Raw genomic sequence first — 14,300 nt, forward strand, 5'->3', positions numbered from 1 at the left:
TGGCGCCCGGCCACTTCGCCGCCACTGTGCCGCCGCAGGCCGGCTGAGGCCCGGCCTTCCGCGCGGACCCGGCACACACCGTCGCGGGACGAAAAAGGCCGCCGGATGGGACACCCGGCGGCCGTCGCTGCAGGACAATGGATCGGGGGCCGGCGGCGCAGAGCCGCCGGCTGCCGCTCAGGCCGCGGCCGGGGTGGCCGGGCGCAGCTCCAGCATCGTCTCGAAGCCCTCGAACTCCGGGTGGCCCACCGTCAGCGGCGCGCCCTGCCCGGCATCGCGGTGCGCAGCGCGGAAGGCCTCGGACTTCGTCCACGTCTCGAAGGCCGCCTTGCTTTCCCACACGGCATGGGAGGCATAGAGCGCGTAATCCTCGCGCACCGGCCCGCGCAGCAGGTGGAACTCCACGAAGCCCGGCACACGGTCGAGATGGATCTCGCGTCTGGCCCAGAGCTCCTCGAAGGCGCTCTCCTTGCCGAGGCGGACGCGAAAGCGGTTCATGGCGATATACATCGGACGGCTCACTCCCGAGGGTCAGAAATCGATGATCCTATTTGGCCTTGCCGGTCGGGCACGGCAAGTACATTTTTGCAGATGCGTGTTATTTGCAGTTATTCCGATTCAAGACTGCCCGGCTGTGAAGAGAAAGCCCGCCGGGGGGAACCGGCGGGCCGTTCTGGCCGAAAGCGGACGCGCGATGGCCGCCGTCAGGCGTTCTCAAGCGGCGGATAGTCGGTGTAGCCGTGGGCGCCGCCGCCATAGAGCGTGTCGCGGTTGAGCGGCGCCAGCGGGGCGCCGCGGCGCAGCCGCTCCACCAGATCCGGGTTGGAGATGAACGGCCGGCCGAAGGCCACCAGATCGGCCCGCCCCCCGGCAATCGCCGCCTCGGCCAGTGCCTTGTCGTAGCCGTTGTTGGCAATGTAGGGCGCCTTCGCGCGGCGGCGGATTTCGGCAAAGTCGAAATCGGGGATGAAGTCGCGCGCGCCGCCGGTCGCCCCTTCCACAACGTGGACGAAGGCCAGACCGAAGCGGCCCACCACATCGGCAGCCGCGTTGAAGGTGACCTGACGGTTGCTGTCGGAAATGCCGTTGGCGGGCGAGGCCGGCGACAGGCGCAGGCCGGTGCGGCCGGCGCCGATGGTGTCGGTCACCGCCGCCAGCACTTCGGCGAGGAAGCGGGTGCGGTTTTCCGGCGAGCCGCCATAGGCATCGGTGCGCCGGTTGGTGCCGTCGCACAGGAACTGGTCGATCAGGTAACCGTTGGCGCCGTGGATCTCCACGCCGTCGAAGCCCGCCTCGATGGCATTCTTCGCCGCCGCTGCATAATCGGCGACGATGCCGGCGATCTCGCCGGTCTCCAGCGCGCGCGGCTCGGAAACATCGGCAAAGCCGCCCTTCAGATAGGTCTTGGTCTCGGCGCGGATGGCCGAGGGGGCCACCGGCGCGGCCCCGCCCGGCTGCAGCGAAACGTGCGACACGCGGCCGACGTGCCAGAGCTGGATGACGATGCGGCCGCCGGCGTCATGCACCGCGCGGGTGATGGGCTTCCAGCCTTCCACCTGCGCCGCGGTGTAGATGCCGGGGGTCGATTCGTAGCCCTGCCCCTGCTGCGAAATCTGACTGCCCTCGGAAACGATCAGGCCCGCCGTGGCGCGCTGGCGATAATATTCCACCGCAAGGGCGGAGGGCACATCGCCCGGGCCGGCGCGGTTGCGCGTCAGCGGCGCCATGACGATGCGGTTGGAGAGCTTGAGCGCTCCGATTTCAACGGGGTCGAAAAGGCTCGGCGTTCGGGTCATGAGGAGACACCTCGATTGGATGGCCGCAGTGCGCACCATCAGGCCGCAAGACAGACGACAACCCGCCGGCTTCGAGCCCGGCCGGGCCATTGGAAGAGACTGTCCATCGCAGATGTAGAGAGCCGCACCGGCCGGGCAAGGGGGCTGCCGGCAGATTCTGAACCAAACGGTTCAGTCAATTTCCATCCTGCCCGTTTACCGGAGAGGCGTGCGGCTGCGGCCCTCAGCCGTGGCGCACCGGCCGGTGGCCGCCGGCATCGACGAGCCGGCCGGGAAAGGCGCCCGCCAGCCGGTCCGCCGGCGCATCGGCCGGCCCGCGGCACGCCGCCACCATCGCCCGGCCCGGCACGTCGTCGCCCTCCGGAGTGCTGGAGGCACCGCGCGGGCGCAGGCAGGGCCGACCGGTTCCGCCACGCACGCGACGCCCGGCCCCTGCCCCGCCGGATCGGGCAGCATCGGCAGATCGTTCACCGCACAGCCGATGTGCCGGCCGGGGCCGCGGGCGCGGAAACCGGCCTCGAAGAGGTGCCGCAGGCCCCGGCCGGCCCGAGTTCGACAAACGGCTCTCCGGCCAGCGCCTCCTGCATCACCGTAGCCGACAGGGGCCGGCCGGGGGCGGAAACGACGACCGGTTCCTCATCACGCCGGCAAGCGCATCGCGGTGCCCCGCACGGGCGTGCCCGGCAGCGCCAGCCGCCCTTCCGCCACGTCCGCCGGAAGAGCGCCGGCGCCGTCGGGATGCAGCGCGATATCGATGCCGGGGGGAGCGGCGCGGAAGCGGCCGAGCGAGGCCGGCAGATCGACGAACGGCGCGAGGCTCCGGATAAAACCGATCCGCAACGGCCCCCGGACAACGCCCGGCACCTGCGTCAGCCGCAGCCGCGCCGCGCGGGCAGCGGCCGGCACACGCCCGGCTTCTGCCGGCAGCACGCGGCCGGCCGGCATCAGAGCCGCCCGCCGGGGGCTGCGCGCCGGCAGCGGCCCGCCCGGTTCCGGCTCCGGCAGGCGGATGGTGTACGACAGGCCGCACTGCACCATGTTGCAGCCGGGCTGCGGCGCGGGCGAAGTTCAGCGCCTCCGCCGTCGCGACAAAGCCGGTGAGCGGCTTCAGAGCCATCGCCCGCCCCGCCCGATTATTCATCTCCGATTCGGATCGATATCAGGTCCGTCCATTGGAACGACCGGCCCGTCACCGCCACCGTGCAGCAGCGTTGCCCGCCCGCTTTGCCGGCAAGGTCGCCACGTCACCGGCGCGCGTGCCGGCATTGGCCGGGTGCGGGCGCGGGCGCATGCCTTGTGCTCACCACGCGGCGCGCCGGCCGCTTCAGGCGCTGGCGGATTGGGGGACGGCACCGGGCGGCCGGGCCGTCATCGTCGCCGGCGACGCACGGGAGGACGACACCGCCCTCCGCACCGCGGCCGCCGCCTCCGCACCGCGGCCGCCCCGACATCCTCGTCGACAATGCCGGCGTCGGCAACTGCCGTCCGCCCGCGGAAACCGGTGCCGGCGACTGCGACCAGACGATGGATTCCACCATGCGGTCCACCGTCCCGTTCTCGCGCCACGCCGTGCCCGCGATGGTCGCGCAGAAGGAAGGGCTGGTGCTGATGGTCTCGGCGATTGCCGGCATCTGCGGCTTCGCGCAGGGCCTCGGCAAGGGATCGCGGCCCCCGGCGTCCGGGTCGGCACGATCCGGCCCGGGCGGCGTGAAGACGGAATTCGCCCGAGGCAAGGGCCGCACCGGGGTCGGGGCGGCGCGGTCCGACATGCCGGTGGCAGACGACAGGGCCGGGGCGGTGCTGTTTGCCGCCACCCGGCCGCCGCCCGCGCGCATCATCCGGATTCAGATGCACACGGGCCGGGGCGCTGTGCCGGACGGGCGCGCGCGGAGCCGCGCGGCAAGCGGCAGGCGTTACGCCCGCCGCCGGGTCCACGATCGCGGACCGGCCGGCACTTCGCCGCCGAGGCCGGTGGGCTGGTAATAGAGCGGCACGTCCGGAATGCGCCCCTCCGCCAGCCGGCGGCGGGTCGGTTCGTTTTCCACCACAAGGGCGTCGAAGCCGCAGCGCAGCATCAGCGGCACCTGATCGAGCAGCACGTTGCCGATGGCCCGCACCTCGCCGGTAAAGCCATAGCGCTGGCGGGCCAGACGGGCGGTGGAATAGCCGCGCCCGTCGGTGTAGGCCGGAAAGGCGATGGCCAACACCGAAAGCCGGGGCAGGTCGGCGGCAATCTCCTCGATGCGGTCGGCCGGCGCAATGACCACGCCAAGGGGGCGGTTGTCGCCGGCCAGCCCGGCGCGCTCAGTAAGGAAGCGGGCGAAGGGCAGCAGCACGCCGCCTTCCGCCGGCAGCGCCTCGTCATCGCCGAGAACGCGCCAGGTATCCGGCTGGAACGCCCCGGCGCGGTAGATATCGCTCGTCATGTCTGCCTCTAGATGCCGGAGCCGTCGATTTCACGGCCGAGAATGCCGAGATGAATGCCGCATTCGGTCTTGGCCTTGCCGCGCCAGCGGCCGGACCGCTCGTCCTCGCCCGCCGCCACCCGGGATGTGCACGGCAGGCAGCCGATGGAAAGATAGCCCTCCGCCACCAGCGGATGGGGCGGCAGGTCGTGGCGGGCAACATAGGCCTTCACATCGTCCTTCGTCCACGCGGCAAGCGGGTTGACCTTCACCCGCCCGCCCTCGGTCTCGAAGGCCGTGAGCTGCGCGCGCTGCCCGTTCTGGAAGCGCTTGCGGCCGGTGATCCACGCATCGAACCCTTCCATCGCCCGCGCCAGCGGCTCAACCTTGCGGATGTGGCAGCACTGGTCGGTGTTGCGCAGCCACAGCGCGCCCTCAGGGTCGATTTCCGCAAGGCGGACGGGGTCGGGCCGCAGCGAGCGCACGTCGGTCAGCCCGAGGCGCGCAATCAGCCGGTCGCGGTAGCGCAGGGTTTCGGGAAAGTGCTTGCCGGTTTCCAGAAACAGCACCGGCGTCGCCGGGTTCACTTCCGAGACCAGATGCAGCAGCGCGGCTGCATCGGCACCGAACGACGAGACCAGCGCGATCCGCCCGGCAAAGACCGTGTTGATCGCCGCATCCAGAATTTCCGGCGCCGTCAGCGCGCCGTAGCGCGCCTGCAGTGCCCCGGCCGAAAACAGGTCGGCGGGCGGGGCAACGGGCGCCGCGGCAACATCAGCGTGAGCCATAGAGGGCCTCCTTGAAGGGCGCCTCGCCAAGCCGGCCGAGAGCGGTGAGGAAAGTTTCCTCAGGTCCGGTGCGGTTTGCGAGATAAGTCTCGACAATCGTCTCGATGGCATCCGGCACGCCGTCGGCCGGGAAGCCCGGACCGACGATCTCGCCGATGGCCGCATTCGCGCCGGGCGCGCCGCCCAGCGTGATCTGGTAGAGTTCCTCGCCCTTGCGGTCGACGCCGAGGATGCCGATGTGGCCCACATGGTGATGGCCGCAGGCGTTGATGCAGCCCGAGATCTTGACCGACAGCGGGCCGATGTCGCGCTGGCGCTCCAGATCGCCGAGCCGGCTGGAAATCGCCTGCGCGATCGGGATCGAGCGGGCATTGGCGAGCGCGCAATAATCCAGCCCCGGGCAGGCGATGATGTCGGTGATGAGGCCGGCATTGGCGGTGGCCAGCCCGTGGGCGGCCAGCACCTCGAAGATGGCCGGCACGTCATCCAGCGCCACATGCGGCAGGATCAGGTTCTGCTCGTGGCTGACGCGGATTTCGTCGAAGCCGTAGCGCTCGGCAAGGCCGGCCACGACCTCCATCTGCTCTGCCGTGGCATCGCCCGGAATGCCGCCGACCGGCTTCAGCGAAACGGTCAGCGAGGCATAGCCCGGCACCTTGTGCGGGTTCAGGTTCTGCAGCGCAAAGTCGGCCAGCGCCCGGTTCTCGCGCTTCGCCGCCTCCAGCCGGTCGGAAGAGACGGCGCGGGCCGGCAGGGCCGGCGGGGCGAAATAAGCCTCGATACGGCGGATCTCCTCCGCCGGCACGGTCAGCACCCCGCCGCGGATGGCCGCATATTCGTCCTCGATCTGCCGGCGCAGTTCGTCGAGCCCGGTCTCGTGGACGAGGATCTTGATGCGCGCTTTGTACTTGTTGTCGCGCCGGCCGAAGCGGTTATAGACCCGCAGCACCGCCTCCAGATAAGAAAGCAGTTCCGTTTCCGGCACGAACGCATTGACAAGCTTGGCAATCATCGGCGTGCGGCCCTGCCCGCCGCCAACCCACACCTCATAGCCGACCGCGCCATCCGCACCCTTCACCAGCTGCAGGCCGATATCGTGGAAGCGGATGGCGGCGCGGTCGGTGGCCGCGCCCGAAACGGCGATCTTGAACTTGCGCGGCAGGAACAGGAATTCCGGGTGGATCGACGACCACTGCCGCAGCACCTCGGCAATCGGGCGCGGATCGGCGATCTCGTCGGCGGCAGCGCCGGCGAAATGGTCGGCCGTGACATTGCGGATGCAGTTGCCCGAGGTCTGGATGGCGTGCATCTCCACCTCGGCCAGCAGGCCCAGAATGCGCGGAATGTCGTCCAGCCGCGGCCAGTTGAACTGGATGTTCTGGCGGGTGGTGAAGTGGCCGTAGCCCTTGTCGAACTCGCGCGCGATCAGCGCCAGCCGGCGCATCTGGCGGCCGGACAGCGTGCCGTAGGGAATGGCGATGCGCAGCATGTAGGCATGAAGCTGCAGGTAGACGCCGTTCTGCAGACGCAGGGGGCGGAACTCGTCCTCGGTCAGCTCGCCGGCAAGGCGCCGCTCCACCTGATCGGCAAACTGCGCCGTGCGCGCGGCCACGAAATCGCGGTCGAACTCGTCATAGCGATACATGGGTGTCAGCTCTTTCTCAGGCGGCCGGCGCGTCGGCGCGCTGCGGCGCGGCATTCTCGATATCGGTGCGGGCAGTCGGGCCGAAGGCGCGGATGCGTTCGCGCAGCCGCACGGGCCAGGGGCCGGCGGCCGTCTCGATCACATCGATGGCCACCGGATCGACCAGCAGGCGCCCGGCCTGACAGGCTTTGCCGAAGGCGAGCGCGGCTTCAACCGCCTCCGGGGTGGTCAGCACGTCCGCCTCGGCCACGGCCTCGCTCCAGCGCTGACCGGCGGCGAGGAACACGACCAGACCGTCGGAAAGCCGGTTGGCGGTGATGATCTGCCGCGGGGCGGCCTTCTGCTTTGCGGGGGCCATGGTTCACCTCAGGCGGCAACGGCGGAAAGGGTGGCGGCACGAAGCGGCCGGGCGGCGGAGAGATCGGCCGCGGCAACGGCCTTTCCGATGATGATCAGGGCCGGATCCTGATCCGGCGCGGCGCCGTCGGAACCGGCGGCGGAGAGATCGGCGGCGGCGATGAGATCGGCAAGGCTGCCGGCCTCCACCCGCTCGTCGTCGCGGCTGGCGTTGAAGACCACGGCCACCGGCGTTGCGGCATCGAACCCGGCAGCGATGAGCGCGCGGCCGACACGGCCGGCCACCGAGCGGCCCATGTAGACGGCCACCGTCGCGCCCGAAAGCGCCAGACCGGCCCAGCCCGGCAGCGTCTCGCCGTCGCGGTCGTGACCGGTGGCGAACACCAGAGAGGAAGCCACGCCGCGCAGCGTCAGCGGCAGCGCCAGCGAGGCGGCGGCGGCAACCGCGGCGGTGACGCCCGGCACCACCGCATGGCCGATGCCGGCGGCCTGCAGCGCCGCCATCTCCTCGCCTGCCCGGCCGAACACCAGCGGATCGCCGGCCTTGAGGCGCACCACGCGGCGGCCTTCGCCACCAAGGCGCACCAGCAGCGCGTTGATTTCGTCCTGCGTGGCGGAGTGGGCGCCCTTGGCCTTGCCGACGCTGATGCGCAGCGCATCGCGCCGCCCCATGGCCACCACGGCCTGCGGCACCAGCCGGTCGTGCACGATCACGTCCGCCTCCTGCAGCAGGCGCTGGGCGCGCAGCGTCAGCAGGTCTTCCGCCCCCGGCCCGGCCCCCACCAGCCACACGAACCCGGCCGGCCCGCCCTCGGGGCCGTTGAGCAGGCGGGCGGCTTCCGCCCGCGCCTCGTCCGGCCGGCCGGCATAAAGGCGGTCGGCGACGGGCCCGGCAAAGAAACGGCCCCAGAAGCGCAGCCGCGCCTCGCCCGGCGGCAGCACGCGGGCAACCGTTGCCCGGAAGCTCTCCGCAAGGCGGGCCAGCGCGCCGGTCTCGCGCGGCAGCATCGCCTCGATGCGCGCGCGGATGTGGCGCGCCAGCACCGGCCCGGTGCCGGCCGACGAGATCGCCACCGCCACCGGCGCGCGGTTGACGAGCGCCGGCACATAGAAATCGCAGAGCTCCGGGCGGTCCACCACGTTGACCGGCACGCCGGCGGCGCGCGCGGCCTCGGCAACGGCGCGGTCTGCCGCCTCCTCGCCGGTGGCGGCAAAGGCCAGCGCCACGCCGGCCAGATCGCCGGCCCGGAAGTCGCGTTCGATCACGCTGCCGCCGCCGGCCACCGCCAGCGCACGCAGGGCCGGCCCGACAGCCGGCGCCACGACGCGCACCTCGGCTTCGGTTTCCGCCAGCAGGCGCACCTTGGCCAGCGCCTCGCTGCCGCCGCCCGCAACCAGCACGCACCGGCCCGCAACCTTGTGAAAGGCGGGGAACACGCTGAGGCGCTCACGGGCATCCGGCATCGAACGGTCCTTCCCTTGTGCTTTCCGCAGCGCGGCTGACACCGCGCGCACGACGGCGATCGGAACCTGCACAGGATTAAGGGAGAGCCGCCCGGATTGCCGGGCATGCCTTTCCCCCGGCACAGGCATCGCAGAGAAAAGAATTCCTCAAAACAGCCGCACCGGGCCCATTCGCGGCCCGCGGCATAATAATCCAGCGCAATAATAGAAAACTTTTGCCTGCCGGCGCGTCTTCAGCCGAACAGATCCGGCCGCCGCAGCCGCAGCGCCAGCCCGAGCAGCATCGTCTTGGCGCAGCGGATGCCGCCGCCGTCGATGGCAGCGCGGAAATGCGCAATCGGCCATTCGAGGATCTCGATATCCTCTTCCTCATCGGCAAGGCCGCCATAGGCGGCGATGTGATTGCCGGAGATGTAATGCGCCAGATAGAGCGTCACTTTCTCCGTCAGCGCACCGGGCGAGGCATAGACCTCGCCGATCCACTCCAGATTCTGCAGGTCGAGCCCCACCTCTTCGCGCACCTCGCGCATGGCGGCGGTGGCCGCGTTCTCGCCGGCGTTGATGAGACCGGCCGGCACCTCCACGAGCGTGCCGTCGCCCTCGCCGGCCAGCAGCAGCGGAACACGCAGCTGGCGCACGAGAACCACCGTCTGGCGCACGGGATCGTAGGGCAGCACGGCAACCGCATTGCCGTGGTCGTGGATATCGCGCTCCACCACCACGCGGCTGCCGTCGCGCCGCAGAAGCTCCACATCGACCACGTCAAGGCGGACGAATCGGTCGACCAGCCGGCGGCGGCCGATCACCCGGGCGGGCGGGGAGAGAAGCTCCGCATCAAGATCGCCGGTCGGCATGGCTGCGCCCTCTGCGTGGCTTGAAGGTCTGGAACAACCCGAAAACAACAGGTGTGACTTTGTTGCACGGCGAACCGGCGCCGGTAAATGCGCCGGATCAATCCGCCGGCCCGTCCCGGTGCGCAACGGCACTGGCGCGCAACCGGCCGGCATGCCATGTGTTCTGCTGCGGTTGCCGGCTCAGGCCGCCGGGCGGGCCTTTCAGGCCGGCCCTGCCTGCGGCGCAGCCGGCGTTACCTGCGGGCGGAAGGCTGAATTGTTCCCCCTCCGCGCAAGGGCGATGCCGGGCCGGCAGCAAGCCATTGTCCGGAGCCATGATGAACCTCAGAGCCCTTGCCGTCCACAGAAGGCCCCTGCTCGAAGCCGCCCAGCAGAAGCTGGCGGAAGCGGGCGTGGAATATCTCCACACGCATAATCCCGACATCGCGGGCAACATGCGCACCAAGATCGGCCCGCTGAAATTCGCGCCGGACGGCGAGGCGCTGTGCGCCATCCTGCTCGCAACCGCCCACGCCGACGGCGAGCCGACCGGCGACACCGCGTTCGAGTGCGAGCTGTCGTCCTCCGCCACCGGCTTTGCCAACATTCAGGCGCTGGCCGATCCCGGCACCATCCGCGTCCACGGCTGGAACCCGAAGGTGGCCTCCGTCATCTGCAACTCGTTCCTGCTCGACGGCAGCCCGAATCCCATCGACGCCCGCGCCATTCTGGCCGCGCAGGAAGCCCGCGCCGCCGCGCTGGGCTATGAGGTGAAGTGCGCCGTCGAGTTCGAGTTCGGCCTGTTTCAGGCCGACATGGACCTGATGCGCGCCGGCCGCTACCGCGAGATGAAGCCGTGGGGCCATTCGCTGGTCAACTACGACATTCTGCACACCGGCGATTACCAGAAGTTCGTCGAGGCGCTGATGTCGCGCCTCAAGAGCCTCGGCATCGTGCTGCCGGCGGTGACGACCGAATACGGCTACGGCATGTATGAAATCGCCCTGCCGCCCAAGGGCGCGCTGGAGGCGGCGGACGATGCCGCCCGCACCAAGCTGGCGGTGCGCGAGCTTGCGGCCGAATGGGGCCTTGCCGCCACCTTCATGGCGCGCTTCCAGCCGCCGGGCAAGGAGAGCGCCTGCGGCGCCCACCACCACATCAGCCTGTGGCGCGACGACGAGAACGTGTTTGCCGGCGAAGGCCGCGCGCTGTCGCCGACCGCGCTGAACTTCCTCGGCGGCCTGCTGGCGCGGATGCGCGAGAGCCACCTGTTCTTCCGCCCCACCATCAATTCCTACCGCCGGATCGACCGTTCCGCCTGGTCGCCGGAGGATGTGTCGTGGGGCTATGAGAACCGCATGGCGGCCATCCGGGCGATCACGACGCCGACCGCCGGTGCCGCGCGCTTCGAGCACCGCGTGCCGGGTGCCGACGTGAACCCCTACCTGACGATGACTGCCGTGCTGGCCGCCGGCCTCGACGGGCTGGAAGAGGGGCTGGAACCGATCGCCCTCACCCCGGGCTCGCCCGATCCCGCGCTGCACGAGCGGCTGCCGCACAGCCTGCAGGGTTCGATCGACGCCTTCCGCGACTCGCCGTTCATCGAGCGGATCTACGGCGCGCAGTTCCAGCGCCACTACACCGCCAGCCGCGCGTTCGAGATCGAGGCGTTCGACAAGTGGATGGCGAGCCACATCACCGATTTCGAGTGGCGCCGTTATTTCATCGGCACCTGATGCCCATATGGAGGCCGGCGCGCCCCGTCGCGCCGGCTGCCTCATGGTGGCCTGCATTTGAGAAACTGGTGGAGCAATCCGCGTGAAGCCCTTGATTATTCTGGCTTGCGAAGTAACCGCCGAGGCTGCCCCGAGCTATCACGCCGCGTGCGGCGAGTTCGGGCCGTCGATTGAGGCCGGGGTCGGGCTGCCGGGCCGGGCCATCTATGTCACCCGTGACGAGGCCCCGCCGGCGCCGGAGGATATCGGCGGTCTGGTCATCACCGGTTCGGCCTCGATGGTCGCCGATCCGCTGCCGTGGATCGTGCCGACCGCCGACTATTGCCGCCGCGCGCTGGCCGCCGGTGTGCCGACGCTCGGCATCTGCTTCGGCCACCAGCTTCTCGCCCATGCGCTGGGCGGGCGCGTGGCGGAAATCGACGGGCAGCCCGAATATGGCACGGTCGAAGTGGCGCGCACGGCGGCAGCGGCGCAGGATGCGCTGTTCGGCCACCTGCCCGACCGCTTCCTCGTTCAGGCGGCGCATTATCAGAATGTCGCTGCCGCCCCGCCCGGGGCCACGCTGCTTGCCTCCAACGATACCGGCATTCACGCCCTGCGCTTTGCGCCGCTGGCGTGGGGCGTGCAGTTCCATCCGGAATTCTCGCCGGAAGGCGCCCGCATCATCCACGATATCGTTCGGGCCGATCTTCAGGCCCGCGGCCAGGATGTCGAGGCCGACCGCGCCCGCATCGGCCCGACGCCGTTCGCCGCCAGCGTGCTGCGCCGCTTCGGCGAGATCGTCACCGCCGCAGCCTGACGCGGGGGCCGTCGCCGGCCGGGCCGCAAACGGGCGCTGCCGGCGCCCGTTCTCAGGCCGCGGCTCCCCGGTTCAGCAAGCCCCGGTTCAGCAGCCGACCGGTCGTCAGGTCCGCATCAGCCAGTCGTGCAGCCGTTCGGCCCCCTGCCGGATCTGGGCCTCGGAACGCGCCAGACAAAGGCGCAGGAAGCGCTCGCCGCCCGGGCCGAAAGCCGTTCCCGGCGCAAGACCGACGCCTGCCTCGTCGATCAGGCGGAAGGCCAGCTCGCGCGTATCGTCGAAGCCTTCCACCGCCATGAACAGATAGAACGCCCCGTCGGGCACGGCATAGGTCACCCGGTTTGCGCCGGCGAGTGCGTCGTTGACGATGCCGAGCGCCTGTCGCACCCGCTCGTTCTGATAGGCGATGAAGCCGTCGCCATGCTGCATGGCGGCAATGGCGCCGCGCTGCAGAAAGGCCGGCAGGCCCGAGGTGGAATACTGAACGAGGTTCTCGATGGGCTGCGCGAACTCCGGCGGCGCTTCCAGCCACCCCAGCCGCCAGCCGGTCATCGCCCAGTTTTTGGAGAAGGTGTTGATCCACAACACCCGGTCGGCGTCGTCGGCCACATCGTGAAACGACGGCGCCCGCTCGCCGCCGAACGAGAACCGGCCATAAACCTCGTCGGCGATGATCCACAGACCATGCTGCCGGGCGAGGTCGAGCACCGCCTGCAGCACCGCACGATCCGCCACCCAGCCGGTCGGGTTGGCCGGCGAGTTCAGCACGATGGCACGGGTTGCGGGGCCGATGGCCGCAGCGATGCGGTCGATATCCAGCACCCAGCGGCGATCCCGGTAATCGATCGGCACGATGCGCGGCACCGCGCCGTGCACCGCCACCGCCGCCGGCACGTTGGGCCAGGTCGGCGACGGCACGATCACCTCCTCGCCCGGATTGACGACCAGCCCCAGCGCAATGTTGAAGGCGTGCATGCCGGAGGTGGTGGCGAAGAAGCGGTCGGCGGCAAAGGGCCGGCCGAACAGGCGGGTGTGATAGTCGGCAATGGTCTGGCGCAGTTCCGGCAGACCGTGCTGGTAGGTATAGAACGTCTCGCCGGCCGCCAGCGCGCGGGTGGCGGCATCGCAGATGAAGGCCGGCGTCGGCAATTCGCCCTCGCCCACCCACAGCCGCACCAGATCCCGCCGTTCGCGGCCATAATTCATCACCGCCACGATGCCGCTGTCCGGCGCGCGCCGGGCGACGGCCGAAAGCTCGGCCGTGAAATCGGGATGCGGACGGGCGGGCGCGTCGGAAGCGGACATCGCAGAACAGTCCTGTGCGGCCGGCGGCGCTGGACAGCCGGCGGTCTTCGGGCCTGAGGCGTGACCGGACCGGGTCCGGTCACGCCTCAGCCGCGCGGGGCGCGATAGATGTGATAGCGGTTGGCGCGGATACCGGGCGGCGTCGGCAGTTTTTCGTAGCCCGGCAGATCCATGGTGAAGCTCGTCACCACGATGCCGCCCGGCGCCATGGCCGGCGGCACCAGCGGCGCAAGCCACGCGCGGGTGGCAGCGTTGTGGATTTCGTCGCCCGAACCGATATCGTTGTGCAGCAGCGCGGCCCGCCCGCCCACGCGCGGCGCGCAGAACGCCAGCGTTTCGCGGATTTCGCCCAGAATGAAGTGATGGGCATCCGGCAGCATGTCGATGGGCGCGACCACGACGTTGTCGAAGGCGAAGATCTCGCGCTCCGGCGCCAGCGTGCGCATGTGATCGTAGGTGCGCGCCACGCCGAGGCCCAGTTCCAGAATCGGGCCGGGCACGTCGGCAATCAGCTCCAGCGCATGCTCGATGAGAATCTTCTGGGCCGAGAGGCGGCGGATAAAGCTGTCGAGGCGGCTCATGGCGGCCGCTCCTCAGCGCTTGCGGTGAAGCGTGTAGCGGCTCGCCTCAAGACCGGGCGGGATCGGCAGTTCGTCGAAATCCGGCAGGTCGAGCCGCACGCCGGTGGCCACATAGCCGCCCGGCGCGGTGCGCTCGCGGATGAGCGGGGAAAGCCACACGCCGCGCGCCAGATCGTTGGTCGGATCGCCGGTGCCGAGATCGCAGTGGATGAAGGCGGCCTGCGCCTTAACCCGCGGGCCGCAATAGGCCAGCGTCTCGCGGATATCGCCGACGATCATATGCTCGCCGTCGGGAATCGAGGCGGGATGGGCCGAGACCGCACGGTCGAACACGAAGATCTCGCGGCCGGGCAGGATCTCGCGCAGATGATCGTAGGTGCGGCCGTTGCCGAGGCCGAGTTCGAGCACCGGGCCGGGCACGCCGGCGATCTCGCGGGCGACATATTCGAGAATCGCCTTCTGCGCATGCAGGCGGGCGAGGAAGGCATCAAGACGGCTCATGAGCACTCAGCGGTTGCGGCGACGGCTGCGGAACGGCCGGCGGCAGGCGATTGCGGGTCCGGGCGGGGCGGCAGCGCGGCGGGCTGCCCG

The 14,300-nt window shown here is 70.3% G+C and carries 15 protein-coding genes; 2 read left to right on the forward strand and 13 right to left on the reverse strand.

Going from position 1 to position 14,300, the window contains the following annotated elements; translation table 11 throughout:
- Nucleotides 1-177: 177 nt before the first annotated feature.
- The 10 genes from V7067_RS09910 to V7067_RS09955 all read right to left on the reverse strand — a co-directional run bounded on the left by V7067_RS09910 (nucleotide 178) and on the right by V7067_RS09955 (nucleotide 9,309).
- A complete protein-coding gene (locus V7067_RS09910) occupies nucleotides 178-510 on the reverse strand; it encodes an antibiotic biosynthesis monooxygenase (RefSeq protein ID WP_334175747.1) in 333 nt (110 codons plus the stop codon).
- Nucleotides 511-704: 194 nt separating this feature from the next.
- Entirely contained in the window at nucleotides 705-1,796 is a 1,092-nt protein-coding gene (locus V7067_RS09915; protein ID WP_334175733.1) for an alkene reductase, read from the reverse strand.
- Nucleotides 1,797-2,019: 223 nt separating this feature from the next.
- Nucleotides 2,020-2,145 carry a hypothetical protein gene (locus V7067_RS09920; protein WP_334175734.1) on the reverse strand — a complete coding sequence of 42 codons (126 nt, stop codon included), beginning with the start codon at nucleotides 2,143-2,145 and terminating at the stop codon, nucleotides 2,020-2,022.
- A gap of 290 nt (nucleotides 2,146-2,435) precedes the next feature.
- Nucleotides 2,436-2,834, reverse strand: a complete 399-nt coding sequence (locus V7067_RS09925; protein WP_334175735.1) for a hypothetical protein — start codon at nucleotides 2,832-2,834, stop codon at nucleotides 2,436-2,438.
- 875 nt (nucleotides 2,835-3,709) lie between these two features.
- Nucleotides 3,710-4,222 carry a DUF934 domain-containing protein gene (locus tag V7067_RS09930; RefSeq protein ID WP_334175736.1) on the reverse strand — a complete coding sequence of 171 codons (513 nt, stop codon included), beginning with the start codon at nucleotides 4,220-4,222 and terminating at the stop codon, nucleotides 3,710-3,712.
- 8 nt (nucleotides 4,223-4,230) lie between these two features.
- Nucleotides 4,231-4,989 carry a phosphoadenylyl-sulfate reductase gene (locus V7067_RS09935; protein WP_334175737.1) on the reverse strand — a complete coding sequence of 253 codons (759 nt, stop codon included), beginning with the start codon at nucleotides 4,987-4,989 and terminating at the stop codon, nucleotides 4,231-4,233.
- Nucleotides 4,976-6,634 (reverse strand): nitrite/sulfite reductase, encoded by a 1,659-nt coding sequence (locus V7067_RS09940; protein ID WP_334175738.1) that lies wholly within the window; start codon nucleotides 6,632-6,634, stop codon nucleotides 4,976-4,978. Before V7067_RS09940 ends, V7067_RS09935 begins: the two co-directional genes overlap by 14 nt.
- 16 nt (nucleotides 6,635-6,650) lie before the next feature.
- Nucleotides 6,651-6,992: a DUF2849 domain-containing protein gene (locus V7067_RS09945; protein WP_334175739.1), complete on the reverse strand. Its 342-nt coding sequence runs from the start codon at nucleotides 6,990-6,992 to the stop codon at nucleotides 6,651-6,653.
- 8 nt (nucleotides 6,993-7,000) lie between these two features.
- The gene (gene cysG / locus V7067_RS09950; RefSeq protein WP_334175740.1) at nucleotides 7,001-8,455 is read right to left on the reverse strand and encodes a siroheme synthase CysG; all 1,455 of its coding nucleotides are present in this window, start codon (nucleotides 8,453-8,455) and stop codon (nucleotides 7,001-7,003) included.
- 233 nt (nucleotides 8,456-8,688) lie between these two features.
- Nucleotides 8,689-9,309 carry an NUDIX hydrolase gene (locus V7067_RS09955; RefSeq protein ID WP_334175741.1) on the reverse strand — a complete coding sequence of 207 codons (621 nt, stop codon included), beginning with the start codon at nucleotides 9,307-9,309 and terminating at the stop codon, nucleotides 8,689-8,691.
- Nucleotides 9,310-9,623: 314 nt separating this feature from the next.
- Between V7067_RS09955 and V7067_RS09960 the strand changes: the two genes are divergently transcribed.
- Both V7067_RS09960 and V7067_RS09965 read left to right on the forward strand, forming a co-directional pair.
- The gene (locus V7067_RS09960; RefSeq protein ID WP_334175742.1) at nucleotides 9,624-11,024 is read left to right on the forward strand and encodes a glutamine synthetase family protein; all 1,401 of its coding nucleotides are present in this window, start codon (nucleotides 9,624-9,626) and stop codon (nucleotides 11,022-11,024) included.
- Nucleotides 11,025-11,106: 82 nt separating this feature from the next.
- Entirely contained in the window at nucleotides 11,107-11,823 is a 717-nt protein-coding gene (locus tag V7067_RS09965) for a gamma-glutamyl-gamma-aminobutyrate hydrolase family protein (protein WP_334175743.1), read from the forward strand.
- A gap of 105 nt (nucleotides 11,824-11,928) precedes the next feature.
- Here the strand turns inward: V7067_RS09965 and V7067_RS09970 are convergent, their stop codons facing one another.
- The 3 genes from V7067_RS09970 to V7067_RS09980 all read right to left on the reverse strand — a co-directional run bounded on the left by V7067_RS09970 (nucleotide 11,929) and on the right by V7067_RS09980 (nucleotide 14,210).
- Nucleotides 11,929-13,128, reverse strand: coding sequence for a pyridoxal phosphate-dependent aminotransferase (locus V7067_RS09970; protein ID WP_334175744.1), 1,200 nt, complete (start codon nucleotides 13,126-13,128; stop codon nucleotides 11,929-11,931).
- An 86-nt stretch (nucleotides 13,129-13,214) separates the two neighbouring features.
- On the reverse strand, nucleotides 13,215-13,709 hold the full coding sequence (locus tag V7067_RS09975) for a class I SAM-dependent methyltransferase (protein WP_334175745.1): 495 nt from the start codon (nucleotides 13,707-13,709) through the stop codon (nucleotides 13,215-13,217).
- A gap of 12 nt (nucleotides 13,710-13,721) precedes the next feature.
- The gene (locus V7067_RS09980) at nucleotides 13,722-14,210 is read right to left on the reverse strand and encodes a class I SAM-dependent methyltransferase (RefSeq protein WP_334175746.1); all 489 of its coding nucleotides are present in this window, start codon (nucleotides 14,208-14,210) and stop codon (nucleotides 13,722-13,724) included.
- Between the last annotated feature and the right edge of the window lie 90 nt (nucleotides 14,211-14,300).

Origin of the sequence: Pseudoxanthobacter sp. (genome assembly GCF_036822375.1) — a bacterium.
Classification (GTDB): domain Bacteria; phylum Pseudomonadota; class Alphaproteobacteria; order Rhizobiales; family Segnochrobactraceae; genus Pseudoxanthobacter.

What these genes read in the sequence shown, in the direction of transcription:
- V7067_RS09910 (WP_334175747.1), bottom strand. Translation starts at nt 510, where the DNA reads ATGTATATCGCCATGAACCGCTTTCGCGTCCGCCTCGGCAAGGAGAGC.
- V7067_RS09915 (WP_334175733.1), bottom strand. Translation starts at nt 1,796, where the DNA reads ATGACCCGAACGCCGAGCCTTTTCGACCCCGTTGAAATCGGAGCGCTC.
- V7067_RS09925 (WP_334175735.1), bottom strand. Translation starts at nt 2,834, where the DNA reads ATGGTGCAGTGCGGCCTGTCGTACACCATCCGCCTGCCGGAGCCGGAA.
- V7067_RS09930 (WP_334175736.1), bottom strand. Translation starts at nt 4,222, where the DNA reads ATGACGAGCGATATCTACCGCGCCGGGGCGTTCCAGCCGGATACCTGG.
- V7067_RS09935 (WP_334175737.1), bottom strand. Translation starts at nt 4,989, where the DNA reads ATGGCTCACGCTGATGTTGCCGCGGCGCCCGTTGCCCCGCCCGCCGAC.
- V7067_RS09940 (WP_334175738.1), bottom strand. Translation starts at nt 6,634, where the DNA reads ATGTATCGCTATGACGAGTTCGACCGCGATTTCGTGGCCGCGCGCACG.
- V7067_RS09945 (WP_334175739.1), bottom strand. Translation starts at nt 6,992, where the DNA reads ATGGCCCCCGCAAAGCAGAAGGCCGCCCCGCGGCAGATCATCACCGCC.
- cysG (WP_334175740.1), bottom strand. Translation starts at nt 8,455, where the DNA reads ATGCCGGATGCCCGTGAGCGCCTCAGCGTGTTCCCCGCCTTTCACAAG.
- V7067_RS09955 (WP_334175741.1), bottom strand. Translation starts at nt 9,309, where the DNA reads ATGCCGACCGGCGATCTTGATGCGGAGCTTCTCTCCCCGCCCGCCCGG.
- V7067_RS09960 (WP_334175742.1), top strand. Translation starts at nt 9,624, where the DNA reads ATGATGAACCTCAGAGCCCTTGCCGTCCACAGAAGGCCCCTGCTCGAA.
- V7067_RS09970 (WP_334175744.1), bottom strand. Translation starts at nt 13,128, where the DNA reads ATGTCCGCTTCCGACGCGCCCGCCCGTCCGCATCCCGATTTCACGGCC.
- V7067_RS09975 (WP_334175745.1), bottom strand. Translation starts at nt 13,709, where the DNA reads ATGAGCCGCCTCGACAGCTTTATCCGCCGCCTCTCGGCCCAGAAGATT.
- V7067_RS09980 (WP_334175746.1), bottom strand. Translation starts at nt 14,210, where the DNA reads ATGAGCCGTCTTGATGCCTTCCTCGCCCGCCTGCATGCGCAGAAGGCG.